Consider the following 12,587-nt stretch of genomic DNA (forward strand, 5'->3'; position numbering starts at 1 on the left):
CCCCAACACCCATCAACCACGCACCCCGTTTCTCTTTCAAGAACAGAACCGGATACACCAGAAACAACGGACCCAGAGAAACCAGAAACGACGGATCCAGAGAAACCAGAAACAACGGATCCAGAGAAACCAGAAACAACGGATCCAGAGAAATCAGAAACGACGGATCCAGAGAAGCCTGAAAAAGAATTACCGAAGACAGGACAGAAAATGCCTGTGGAACCATATATGGGAGCACTTCTTATTATGATGAGTTTTGGATTGCTCGTATTAGGTAGAAAACAGCAGAGATAATAAAAATGAAAAGGTATCCTCAAAGTATTGGAGGATACCTTTTTTATTTGGCATAAAAAAACATTTAGCAAAAGAACTCGATGCAAATAGAAACAAAAAGGAAGAAAAAGTTCGTCCTATTTTCTTAATATAGTTATATCAAAAAATAGCTATATGTATTTAATGTGAAAATAAAAGGTTAAAGGCCTTCGTAATGTTTGGGTGAAAAAAGAGTTATCTATGTAATTAATTTGAGTACTTTAAGAAAGAGGGCTTTTTCCTAAAGTATTCAAAGGATGATAGTCCAATAGCAGGTGGGAGATGAAACTCGTTTTAGCACTGTATTAACACCTTAAAATGTAGATAGGGGAAAATAATGTAAAAAAACTATTGTATATTCAAAAACCTTATGTTACATTTGTGTTACAAGAAAGTTACAAACGGTAACTTATGTTACGGTTTGTTTTCTTTTGTTTTTCGGTATGTTACAGAATGAGGTTCGTAGCCAAACAACCGAGAATATGTAAAGCTAAAAAAATAGCAACCTAAAAATAGTTTTTCTATGTGTATAAGAGTGTGTGTAGTAAAGAGTCTGGTGAGAGCTTTACGCACATTATTAAAATTCCTTTCTGTCTTAAAAGAAGAAAAACAAATACCAACTATTTAGGTGTTTTAAGTAATGATAGTAAATGAAATGTACAGTACATATTTACTTTCAGTCTAATTACTACACAGACTTTTATACATATGCTGTTATTGTTTTAGGAACACATAGGGGGAGAAAGAATGAGGAAGTTATTAACGGTAATTGGAATTACATTTTTAATGTTAGCTGGATGTAGTAATGGGAATTTTGAAAAAGAAATGGATGCAGGGAAGACCGCGTTAACGAATAAAGAATATAAAAATGCCTTATCATCATTTGAAAAAGCGCTAGATGAGAAACAAGACGATTCAGATGTAATGGTGCTTGTAGAACAAACGAAAATAATGATTGAAGCAGTGAAGTTAAAAGAAGAAACAAAGGTAGAAGAATCAATCAAGTCATTTGAAAAAGTAGAGAACATGAAGGATGGGAATAATACACTTATAAAGCAGGCAAAGGAAGAACGAACAGCATTACTAGCTGTGTTAGAACAAAAAAAGAAGTATAGTGAGCAACTGACGAAAAGTGAAGAGTTAATAAGTAAGAAAAATTATGCAAAAGCGAAAGAGATGTTAAATAAGTTAGTTGCAGAAACAAAAGATAATAAGAACCTTGAAGAATATAATAAAAAAGCAGTAGGATTAGTTACTAAAATGAATGAAGAAGAAAAAAATGCAAAGAGTGAAGTAGCAGCGAAGGTACAAAAAACAAATGTAGTAACGAATCAAAAGGTAGCAACAGAAAAGAACGAAAAAAATGAGGCAGAAAAAAATCAGAAGGTAGTAACAGAAAAGAACCAAAAAGTAGAGACAGGAAAGAATCAAAATGCATTTACTTTTGAGAAAGCTAAAGAATATATCAAAAATGAATATAAAGAAGAATATGATTACACACTAGAAGATACACAAGTAGAAAATGGAAAGAAATATTATAAAATTAGAGTGCGTACGACATATAAAATAGAAGGCGCAGCTGGATCAGGATTTACTGGCGTATTCAAAGTATTCGAAGATGGTACAATTATTGAACTGCACTAAATCGATGAAAAAGGTATCCTCAAAGTATATGAGGGTACCTTTTTAGCATAAAAAAAGGCATCTAGCAAAAGTACTAGATGCAAATAAAAACACAAGGGAAGACAAAATTCTTCCCGTTTCCCGTATGTAATTATATCAAAAAATTTATAAAAAACTAGCTTTATTTTTTATATAATTGAAGTGTAAAGCTATGAAAGTGTAAGATTACACTGTTTTCATAGTGTTTTATTAAAAAAAGGAGCTGCGTATATGATTAATTTTAAACCAGAAAATTTGAACCAACTATTAAAAGTGATGTTAATTAGTGCGAATAAGTCTTATGATGCGATTAAAGATTATGAATTTACGGAAGAAGCAGTAGTATTCCGTGTAGATTTCGAATATATTGACGTTTCTCTAATGATTGTAGATATGTTAGGAAGATCTGCTTCTAAATTTAACATTTTGCCATATGCCCGTCCGAATACGAATGAAATAGATTACATTCAGTTTCAAGTGTATTCTATTAATGAAGGGAATTTTAAAGAAGTAATGGATACGATGTAGAAAACTATAAAGTGAAACTTTAATCAGTGGGGGATTCATCCCCACTGATTATTAGTTGAATCAATCGGACGTTTACGGGCAGTTGATCGTCCACCTAACTTCTTTGCTCCAGCTGAAATTTTTGGGGAGTTTTACTGCCCGTTAACGCGGGATAATTTTACAAATATGTATATACCAACTAATATATAATTAATAAATTTATATAATTGGAGTGATGAGATGCAGCCGTTAGAAAGAGAGATTCATTCTAATATGCTGAAAGTGTGGAGAATTCACGCTTTAATTGGGGCGGCAGTTATACTAGCAGTCGTAATTGCATATTTCTTTTTTATGATCAATTTTAATTGGTGGGGTTGGTTGTTTGGCTTGTTAGTAACAGGTGCTATTACATTTATCCCGCTTGATTATTTTGTGTTTCCAAATTTACGTCAACGTTATTATAGTTACAGATTAAATGAAGAAGAGATTGAGATTCAAAAGGGAATGTTCGTTGTAAAACGCGTACTCATTCCGATGATCCGTGTGCAGCACGTAACGATTGAACAGGGCCCGATTATGAGAAAGTATAATTTAGCAGAATTACATATTTCAACAGCGGCAACTTCTCATAGTATTCCAGGCTTAACGAAAGAAGAAGCAGAGCAGCTGAAAAGACAAATTGGAGAACTTGCGAAAGTGAGTGATGAGGATGTATAAGAGGCAACATCCGATCACAATTTTATTAGGTATTCGAATTGCGGGTTTATTGCCTTTTATTTTACTTGTTTTATTTCGATCAGATGGTCAAGTAGAACCTTGGTATTTCTTACACCTTGTTCTTTTGTTTGTATTATTCATTATGGCAATTTTCTCAGCTATAAAATGGTATTTCAAAGTGTACTGGGTTGAAAATAATATTGTACATATAAAGCATGGTGTGTTCGTTAAGAAAGAAAGCTATTTAAATAAAGAACGTGTGCAAAATATTAGTACATCTTCTAACATCATCTATCAAGTGCTTGGATTGACGAAATTAAATATTGAAGTAGCGGGCGGCGGTAGTGAGCCAGAAGTGATGTTAGCTGGTATTAGAGAAGATGAAGCGAAGGAACTAATTGCCTTATTAAATAAAAAAAGAAGCGCTGCGAGTGAAGAAGTGCCCATGGCAGAAGAAAGTAAGACGATTTATCAGTTAACGATGAAAGAGATTTTAGCAGCTTCCATTACGTCTGGTAGATTCGGATTAGTGTTTTCAGGATTACTTCTTATTTACACAGAGTTTAATCAATTTCTTCCAGAATGGCTCATCAATAAAGTAGAAGCGTATGTGATGGATAACGGTGTATATGAATTAATCGTTATGGCTGCGATTTTAATGGCGGTTTCGTGGGTCGTTTCGACAGCTGGCTATGCGTTAAAATATGCGAACTTTAAAATAGAGCGAAACGGAAATGAAGTTCGCATCGTGCAAGGGTTATTTGATAAGAAAGAGTTTGTTTTAAAATTACACCGTATTCAAGCGATCACTGTGAAAGAAGGAATTCTCCGCCAGCCTTTCGGTTATTGCTCTGTCGAAGTGGAAGTCATTCAAAGTATAGAAGCAGCTGGAAATGAAGTTATGTTACATCCTTTTATGAAAAAGAAAGATGTCCAGCAGTTACTTACATATTTGCAGTTACCGTATGAAATGGAAGAGGAAATCGTTCATTTACCGAAGGCTGCATTACGTCGTTACGTAATAATGGGCTGGATTACAAGTGCTGTGCTCGCACTGCCGATCATCGGTACGAGTATATATTTCAAACAAAATATTGCGTTGTTCACTTTAATACCACTATTTATCATATTTACGTTGCTTGCATACGCTCGGTATACAAGTGGCGGATATATGATACGAGACAATCAGTTAGTCATGGTATACCGTGGTCTTGCGAAATATACAGGAATTATGCGAAGAAGACATGTTCAAGCAGTAGGATATGGTCAGTCGCATTTTCAAAAGAAAGACGAGCTATGTACAGCAGTGGTATCGGTAGCGGGGCATCTTTACAAAGTGAAGCATATGCAAAAAGAAGATGCGCTTCGTATATATAATTGGTACAAAGAAAAAGGAAACACCGGCGTGTAACGGTGTTTCCTTTTTTATGTCGTCATTTGTCGATAAGTCGATATTCTTTGTCGAATCGTCGATATATTGAAAAAATCGTTGATATATTCAAAGATATGATAGATATATTCGGAAAATCGTTGATATAATTTCACATACCGTGGTCTTCAAACTCCGAACTCAAAAACTTAAACTAACACATCAAAAGTAGTCACAAATGACGGACGAGAGAAAATACTTTTCTGCTGTTCCGCATGTGGATGCGCCTGAGCTTGTCCTTCTGCTTGTGCAGGGCGTTTTTTATGAGCATTTTCGAATGAACGTGATTCTGTCCAGTCTTTAAAGTTTTGCTCCGTTTCCCACATCGTTAAGATGACATATGTATCGTTACTTAATGGGCGTAGAACACGGATTGCTTGGAAGCCAGGTTCGTTTTCAATAAGGCCTGCTCGGTTTTTAAATCGGTTTTCAAATACTGGGCGACCTTCGTCTGTTACAGAAATGTTGTTACAAACGATATAGCCAGGTTGTCCTTTAAATTCGCCAACAGCGTCTAGTACGTCATATTGAAGCGCTGATTCTACTGATTCTTCTGTATTTTCTTTATAAAACATATCTTTTTCATTATTTTTTGCAGTGAAATGTGCTTGTTCTAGAGGTGTTTCGTATGAAATAATAGCCTTCATTTTAATGCCCCCTTAATTATTTGTTTCTATTATATCAACTCTCTTAAAAAACTTCGAAGATTATATACATAAAGATACTTCTTTTTCAAATAATAAATGTACCATCATTTGGAAAGAAGGCCGATGTATGAAGAAAGTAAAGTGGACTTTATTAGGTGGATTCGCAACGCTAGTATTAGCGATTGTACTTTATAAACTTATTGTGTTAGCTGGTGGCTATATGATGGATGAAAAGCAGCTCGTTTTCCACTCTTCATCACGTATCGTTGACCAGAAAGGGAAAGAGATTACGAAATTATATGTAGAAAATAGAGATCTCGTACCAGTAGAGCAAATTCCAAAGCATGTCCAGCAGGCGTTTATTGCGGTGGAAGATTCTCGTTTTTATGAGCATCAAGGAATTGATTACCCGTCTATATTCCGTGCTCTTTATAAAGATACGTTAGCTGGAGAGAAGGTCGAAGGCGGTAGTACCATTACACAGCAACTAGCGAAAAACGTCTTTTTAACTCGTGAAAAAACAGTTACGCGTAAATTGAAGGAAGTCGCAATTTCCCTTCAATTAGAGCAAAAATATACGAAGCAACAAATTCTTGAAATGTATATGAATCATATTTATTTTGGCCATGGAGCTTACGGTATTCAAGCAGCAGCAAAGTTGTATTTTAATAAAAATGTAGAAGATTTAACAGTAGAAGAAGGAGCAATGCTTGCAGGTCTTCCGAAGTCACCAAATGGATATTCACCTTATTTCTCTCCAGAGAAGAGCAAGGAGCGCCGTGATCTCGTATTGTCACTGATGCATAAACAAGGCTATTTGACTGCCGAAGAGAGCGTACGTTATCAAGGAAAGACCATTGCTCTTTACAAAAACTTAGATGAGAATGAACTCGCATATATGCCGTATATTGATATGGTTATAGATGAAGCAGCTCGTTTATACGGATTGTCTCATCAAGAAGTACTTCGCGGAGGATATACGTTTGTCGTTCCGATGGATGAAAAAGTTCAAAAGGTAGCGTATAACCAGTTTCAAGATGCGAGGAATTTCCCTGGTAAAGAAGAGGGGGCGCAAGGTGCTTTTTTATTAATGGATAATCGTACGGGCGGAATTAAAGCGGCGATTGGTGGAAGAAAGTACGTCCCGAGAGGGTTTAATCGTGTTTTTGCAAAAAGACAGCCCGGTTCTGTGCTAAAACCACTGATTGTCTATGCACCAGCACTCGAAACGAAAAAATATAATCCGTATTCTTTATTAACGAATGAAAAAACTTCTTTTGAAGGTTATGAACCTCGAAATTACAATCGTCAATATACGAAAGAAATGACGATGTATGATGCGATTTTAGAGTCAGCAAATGTACCGGCAGTTTCTTTATTAAATGAGTTAGGGGTAGAAGAAGGAAAGCAATATTTAGAGAAAGGAAATGTTCCTATTGCCGATGCTGGTTTAAGTACAGCACTTGGCGGGCTGAAAAATGGTGTTTCAACATTTGATCTTGTGAAAATGTATCGTGCATTTTTAGCAAATGGCGCTATTATTGAGCCGCATGTGATTGATAAAGTGTTAAATAGACACGGCGCAGTCATTGGAGAATCGCCAAAAGTAGAAACGAAAATTTTCTCGAAACAAACGGCATGGTATATGACGAAAATGTTAGAAGGGGTTGTGAAGGAAGGGACAGCGAAAGCAGGCATATATAGCGGTGCATTAGCTGGGAAAACAGGTACAACTTCCTTACCAAATGACGATAATGGAGCTAGAGATATGTGGTTCGTTGGCTATACGCCAAATTTAGTAGGTGCTGTTTGGATTGGTTATGACCGTACGGATAAAGAGCATCAGTTGCAAGGAGAAAGTGCGTCAGCAACGAAATTGTTTAAGAAAATTTTAACGAAGGCAAATGTAGAACAGAAAGAGCAGTTTATGAAACCAGAAGGTGTGGAAACAATCGGTGCTCCGATTCGTTTGCGCAAGATTGAAGATGTGAAAGTGAAATTAGCGTTTAGCCCTTTCGGTTTATTTAAAGCAAAATTAAGCTGGACACCACTTCCAGATGAAAGAATTATGTATCGTATTTATAGAGTGGAAAACGGAGTTCATACGCATGTAGGCACTGTAAATGGTGACGGGGAATATGAGGAAAAGTTCGTTAACATCTTTTCAAAACCGAGTTTTTACGTTGTACCATATAACACACAAACGAATCGCGAAGGGGAAAAGTCAAAAGTAGCTAAACCATAGTTTTTCTCTGTGCTATAATAAGAATGTTGTGAAAATAGTAAGCGGTTTTACGAATGTTTGTGTCAATTTCATGAACAACGTACATAATGTTATGCATTTTGTTTTTACAAGCTGTATAGTAAAAAAAGATAAATATCGGAATAGAACGTATTTAGAGCAAAAGCATTGGCAAGGAAGGGAGCAAGGGTCTTGGTAAGAACTATAAATGAGACATTTTTAAAAGCATGTAGGGGGGAACGTACTGATTATGTACCAGCATGGTATATGCGTCAAGCAGGTCGTTCGCAGCCGGAATATAGAAAGATAAAAGAAAAGTATTCTTTATTTGAAATTACACATAATCCAGAGTTATGTGCTTACGTTACAAAGTTGCCGGTTGATCAATATAACGTAGACGCAGCAATTCTTTATAAAGATATTATGTCACCACTACCTGCAATTGGTGTGGATGTAGAAATTAAATCAGGTATTGGCCCAGTTATTGATAATCCAATTCGTTCTTTACAAGACGTAGAAAAACTAGGGGAAATCAATCCAGAAGATGACGTACCGTACATATTAGATACGATTCGTTTATTAACGACAGAAATGTTAGACGTACCGTTAATCGGTTTTTCAGGGGCTCCATTTACATTAGCGAGCTATATGATTGAAGGCGGTCCATCTCGTAATTATCATAATACGAAAGCGTTCATGTATGCAGAGCCGAAAGCTTGGTTCGCTTTAATGGATAAGCTAGCAGATATGGTTATTACATATTTAAAAGCGCAAATTAACGCAGGAGCAAAAGCTGTTCAAATTTTCGATTCTTGGGTTGGAACAGTAAATGTAGCAGATTACCGCGTATTTATTAAACCAGCAATGGAGCGTATTTTTGCAGAAGTTCGTCCGATGGGTGTACCGATGATTATGCACGGCGTAGGAGCTGCACACTTAGTAAATGAATGGCACGACTTACCGCTTGATGTAGTAGGCTTAGATTGGCGCTTACCGATTGAAGAGGCACGCGCACGCGGCGTTCATAAGGCGGTACAAGGAAATATGGACCCTTCATTCTTACTTGCACCATGGTCTGTTATTGAAGAACATGTAAAAGGTATTTTAGATCAAGGGATGAAACAGCCTGGTTATATCTTTAACTTAGGACACGGTGTATTCCCAGAAGTAAATCCAGATACATTAAAACGTTTAACTACATTTATTCATGAATACTCTAAAGGGCAGTTAGCGAAGTAAAGGAGAATTGCTGTATGAAAAAGAAAATTGGTTTGCTTGTAATGGCATACGGAACGCCATATAAAGAAGAAGATATTGAACGTTACTATACACATATTCGCAGAGGAAGAAAGCCAAGTCCTGAAATGCTAGAAGATTTAACAGAGCGTTACCGTGCAATTGGTGGTATTTCTCCTTTAGCTACTATTACATTAGAGCAAGCTAAAAAGTTAGAACAGCGTTTAAATGAAGTACAAGATGAAGTAGAGTACCATATGTATCTTGGCTTAAAACATATCGAACCGTTCATTGAAGATGCAGTGAAAGATATGCATAACGACGGTATACAAGATGCAATCGCACTTGTTCTTGCGCCGCACTATTCTACATTTAGCGTGAAATCGTATGTAGGACGAGCACAAGAAGAAGCTGAGAAACTTGGAAACTTAACAATTCACGGCATTGATAGCTGGTATAAAGAACCGAAATTCATCCAGTACTGGGTTGATGCAGTGAAAGGTATATATAATAGTATGGCAGAAGCAGAGCGTGAAAAAGCAGTATTAATCGTATCTGCACATAGCTTACCAGAAAAAATTATCGCACTTGGCGATCCATATCCAGACCAATTAAATGAAACAGCTGACTATATTGCAAGAGGTGCTGAAGTAGCAAACTATGCAGTAGGTTGGCAAAGTGCAGGAAACACGCCAGATCCTTGGATTGGTCCAGATGTACAAGATTTAACGAGAGAACTAAATGAAAAGTACGGTTATACTTCATTCGTATACGCACCAGTTGGATTTGTTGCGGAACATTTAGAAGTTTTATATGACAACGACTTTGAGTGTAAAGTTGTGACAGATGAAATTGGAGCGAAATATTATCGTCCAGAAATGCCAAATGCATCGGACGCATTTATTGATTGCTTAACAGATGTTGTATTAAAGAAAAAAGAATCTGTATTGTAAAAAGAAAGGGGGAGCATGCTTGAGGAAAAAAGTTGTAGTCATCGGCGGTGGCATCACAGGATTAACAACAATGTATAACTTACAAAAAGATATTCATGACAAGAACTTGCCGATCGATACATTACTGATAGAAGCATCGGGTAAACTTGGCGGGAAAATTCAAACCGTTCGAAAAGATGGATTTACAATTGAACGCGGGCCGGATTCTTTCTTAGCACGAAAAGAAAGTGCAGCTAGATTAGCGCGAGAATTAGGTCTTGGCGATGAACTTGTAAATAATAAGGCCGGTCAATCATTTATCCTCGTAAACAATCGGTTACATAAAATGCCGAGCGGATCGATGATGGGAATTCCAACGCAAATTACGCCGTTTCTATTTTCCAGGCTGTTCTCTCCAATTGGTAAACTAAGAGCTGGTTTTGATCTGTTAATGCCGAGATCAAAACCAGTATCTGACCAATCACTCGGGCAGTTTTTCAGACATCGCCTCGGAAACGAAGTGGTTGAAAATTTAATAGAACCATTACTATCGGGTATTTATGCAGGGGATATTGATGAAATGAGCTTAATGTCAACATTCCCGCAAATGTATCAAATTGAGCAGAAGCATCGCAGTATTTCACTCGGTATGCGTACACTTGCCCCGAAAAAAGAGACATCTGAACCGAAAAAAGGAATCTTCCAAACAGTGAAAACAGGCTTAGAATCTATCGTAGAATCTCTCGAATTGAAGATGCATGAAGGTACGATAATAAAGGGAACACGCATTGAAAAAATTGCAAAACTTGGTGATGGCTATACGATTACTCTTAGTAACGGAAAAGAAATAGAAGCGGACGCGGTCGTAGTGGCAACATCACATAAAGTATTGCCATCTATGTTCGCGCAGTACAAGCAGTTTCGTTTCTTCCGCAACATTCCGTCCACATCAGTTGCGAATGTGGCAATGGCTTACCCGAAATCAGCCATTCAGCGCGATATTGATGGTACAGGATTTGTCGTATCTCGAAATAGCGACTACACAATTACAGCATGTACGTGGACACATAAAAAATGGCCACACACAACGCCAGAAGGAAAAACGCTTCTTAGGTGTTACGTTGGACGCCCTGGTGATGAAGCAGTTGTAGAACAAACAGAAGAGGAACTTGTTAGGCTTGTACTAGAAGACTTACGAAAGACGATGGATATTACAGAGGATCCAGGGTTTACAGTCGTAAGCCGCTGGAAAGAAGCCATGCCCCAATATACAGTAGGTCATAACGAGCGAATGAAGAAACTCACAATATTTATGGAAAAAGAGTTGCCAGGAATATACTTGGCAGGTAGTTCTTACGCTGGTTCTGGTCTTCCAGACTGTATTGATCAAGGTGAGAGGGCTGCAAAGCGTGTATTATCTCATTTGGAGAAAGTAATGGATGCTGAATTAATCGCACAATAAAATATAAGAAACGCCTTCAATCGTATTGAAGGCGTTTTGTTTGTTATATAAAATATTTATTCGCCAATAAACATATATAAGTTATTTGGCTTTATAACAGCATCACCAGCATAAATAACCCATTCTGTTAAGTCATCAAAATCTAAATGATAAGAATTTCCTTCGCTCATATCTTCTATAAAATATGGTTCATTAATGAGTATTCCTTGAATAAGGTCTTCTGTAATATGTTGCATTTCAAACCACATATGTTCGCTTTTCCCCTCTTCATAGGAAACACCAAACTTAGCGAGAAAACGAAAATCTTCATTTGATTGTTCAATTTGAAAAATGTTGCTGAAATACCCGAAAGTATTCTTCGCATTGTAAGCCATACGAGCCGTTTCACTATTTGTTTTATAAAACATGAGCCCTGTAGCTTCCTCGTGTTCTTTGAAAAAGCTTTCGATACATTCTTCTGAAGTATCAAATTTGAACAAGAGAACAGATGGCGATTGATGGTATTCATCTCGGTCATCCATCCCGCCTAAGAATGTGTTTTGTGCATCTATTGGTTGTAGCTTCACTTCTTCATTCTCAATTGAAGATAATTGATCTATACTCGTTTTATGCCCAATATAAGATAAGCCTTTCTCCCATGGAACAGCTACTGTATGTATAGAACCTTGCTGACTATGCGCGATAACGATAGGCTCATTCATAGGGACTTGGCCATTCTCAACGGTATTATTAGCAAATGTTTGAAAGAGGTCACCAATGCCGTAGTAGGAAGAAATGCGATTTGGAATAATTAATTCTATTTCCGTTACGCCTGCTCTTAAAAGGCCATGTGTATGAAACCAATATTGCGTAGGCTCACCGTCTTTATCGTCTTCATAAACAGAATGAATAACGTACAAGTCAGGAATGTCAGGTAATAATTCATTTTCAACGTGATATTCAATATAGCTTCTAGATATTACTTTCATTGCTGCACTTGAATCGATTACAAATAACAAGTCTGGAGCGAGGTTCCATAAAAACTGTAACTGCTGGAAAAAGCAGTCCAGCACATCGCCTACAAATAGCGTACGAGTGAAAATTTCAGTGCCATAAGCAGCATCTTCAAAATTACGATCTACGATTGTAGAATCTTGTCTATTGTACATTTTATATTCTTCTGGATCGCTCGTTTCATCAATATGCAGTTCATACGGTATGATTGTTTCATCCATATGTAACTCAACAATAAGGCTTGTCTCATCACTGTAAACAATTTTTAATTCATCCACTTTAGTAGAGATAGTCTCTAGCCGCTGTTTTAACTGTTCAATCGTAATTCTAGTTGGTATAACGGCAATCATATCTGAAAAATGACGTTCTAATGTTCCATTCATAGCTGCGCGGTATGTTTCTGTTTGCACTTCCATCCAATCACTCCTATTCAAATGAATCCATTTTA

At 36.9% G+C, this 12,587-nt stretch carries 11 protein-coding genes; 9 read left to right on the forward strand and 2 right to left on the reverse strand.

All coding sequences use genetic code 11. From position 1 onward, the window contains the following. The 5 genes from JDS82_RS13395 to JDS82_RS13415 form a co-directional block, all read left to right on the forward strand. On the forward strand, positions 1-294 hold a 294-nt coding region (locus JDS82_RS13395), incomplete at its 5' end, for an LPXTG cell wall anchor domain-containing protein (protein ID WP_199713437.1). Between the two features lie 765 nt (positions 295-1,059). Continuing rightward, the gene (locus JDS82_RS13400) at positions 1,060-1,956 is read left to right on the forward strand and encodes a hypothetical protein (RefSeq protein ID WP_088112682.1); all 897 of its coding nucleotides are present in this window, start codon (positions 1,060-1,062) and stop codon (positions 1,954-1,956) included. 249 nt (positions 1,957-2,205) lie between these two features. Continuing rightward, complete coding sequence (locus JDS82_RS13405) at positions 2,206-2,502, forward strand: hypothetical protein (RefSeq protein ID WP_048559633.1); 297 nt, start codon at positions 2,206-2,208, stop codon at positions 2,500-2,502. A gap of 219 nt (positions 2,503-2,721) precedes the next feature. After that, entirely contained in the window at positions 2,722-3,198 is a 477-nt protein-coding gene (locus JDS82_RS13410; RefSeq protein WP_001182711.1) for a PH domain-containing protein, read from the forward strand. After that, positions 3,191-4,609, forward strand: a complete 1,419-nt coding sequence (locus JDS82_RS13415; protein WP_199713438.1) for a PH domain-containing protein — start codon at positions 3,191-3,193, stop codon at positions 4,607-4,609. The genes JDS82_RS13410 and JDS82_RS13415 overlap by 8 nt, the downstream gene beginning before the upstream one ends. 167 nt (positions 4,610-4,776) lie before the next feature. Here JDS82_RS13415 and hmoB read toward each other — a convergent pair whose 3' ends face one another. Beyond that, the gene (gene hmoB / locus JDS82_RS13420; RefSeq protein ID WP_000644083.1) at positions 4,777-5,274 is read right to left on the reverse strand and encodes a heme-degrading monooxygenase HmoB; all 498 of its coding nucleotides are present in this window, start codon (positions 5,272-5,274) and stop codon (positions 4,777-4,779) included. A 127-nt stretch (positions 5,275-5,401) separates the two neighbouring features. Here hmoB and JDS82_RS13425 point away from each other — a divergent pair, with 127 nt between their 5' ends. The 4 genes from JDS82_RS13425 to hemY all read left to right on the forward strand — a co-directional run bounded on the left by JDS82_RS13425 (position 5,402) and on the right by hemY (position 11,146). Further along, complete coding sequence (locus JDS82_RS13425; protein ID WP_199713439.1) at positions 5,402-7,519, forward strand: transglycosylase domain-containing protein; 2,118 nt, start codon at positions 5,402-5,404, stop codon at positions 7,517-7,519. Positions 7,520-7,708: 189 nt separating this feature from the next. Next, entirely contained in the window at positions 7,709-8,755 is a 1,047-nt protein-coding gene (gene hemE / locus JDS82_RS13430; RefSeq protein ID WP_000252609.1) for a uroporphyrinogen decarboxylase, read from the forward strand. Positions 8,756-8,769: 14 nt separating this feature from the next. Then, complete coding sequence (gene hemH, locus JDS82_RS13435) at positions 8,770-9,705, forward strand: ferrochelatase (protein ID WP_088057549.1); 936 nt, start codon at positions 8,770-8,772, stop codon at positions 9,703-9,705. A 19-nt stretch (positions 9,706-9,724) separates the two neighbouring features. Then, a complete protein-coding gene (gene hemY, locus JDS82_RS13440) occupies positions 9,725-11,146 on the forward strand; it encodes a protoporphyrinogen oxidase (RefSeq protein WP_199713440.1) in 1,422 nt (473 codons plus the stop codon). A 56-nt stretch (positions 11,147-11,202) separates the two neighbouring features. On the opposite strand, the gene JDS82_RS13445 is transcribed toward hemY, so the two are convergent. Next, the gene (locus tag JDS82_RS13445; protein WP_061672956.1) at positions 11,203-12,555 is read right to left on the reverse strand and encodes a DUF4026 domain-containing protein; all 1,353 of its coding nucleotides are present in this window, start codon (positions 12,553-12,555) and stop codon (positions 11,203-11,205) included. Between the last annotated feature and the right edge of the window lie 32 nt (positions 12,556-12,587).

Origin of the sequence: Bacillus cereus group sp. N14, assembly GCF_016483555.1 — a bacterium.
Classification (GTDB): Bacteria; Bacillota; Bacilli; order Bacillales; family Bacillaceae_G; genus Bacillus_A; species Bacillus_A wiedmannii.

What these genes read in the sequence shown, in the direction of transcription:
- JDS82_RS13400 (WP_088112682.1), top strand. Translation starts at nt 1,060, where the DNA reads ATGAGGAAGTTATTAACGGTAATTGGAATTACATTTTTAATGTTAGCT.
- JDS82_RS13405 (WP_048559633.1), top strand. Translation starts at nt 2,206, where the DNA reads ATGATTAATTTTAAACCAGAAAATTTGAACCAACTATTAAAAGTGATG.
- JDS82_RS13410 (WP_001182711.1), top strand. Translation starts at nt 2,722, where the DNA reads ATGCAGCCGTTAGAAAGAGAGATTCATTCTAATATGCTGAAAGTGTGG.
- JDS82_RS13415 (WP_199713438.1), top strand. Translation starts at nt 3,191, where the DNA reads ATGTATAAGAGGCAACATCCGATCACAATTTTATTAGGTATTCGAATT.
- hmoB (WP_000644083.1), bottom strand. Translation starts at nt 5,274, where the DNA reads ATGAAGGCTATTATTTCATACGAAACACCTCTAGAACAAGCACATTTC.
- JDS82_RS13425 (WP_199713439.1), top strand. Translation starts at nt 5,402, where the DNA reads ATGAAGAAAGTAAAGTGGACTTTATTAGGTGGATTCGCAACGCTAGTA.
- hemH (WP_088057549.1), top strand. Translation starts at nt 8,770, where the DNA reads ATGAAAAAGAAAATTGGTTTGCTTGTAATGGCATACGGAACGCCATAT.
- JDS82_RS13445 (WP_061672956.1), bottom strand. Translation starts at nt 12,555, where the DNA reads ATGGAAGTGCAAACAGAAACATACCGCGCAGCTATGAATGGAACATTA.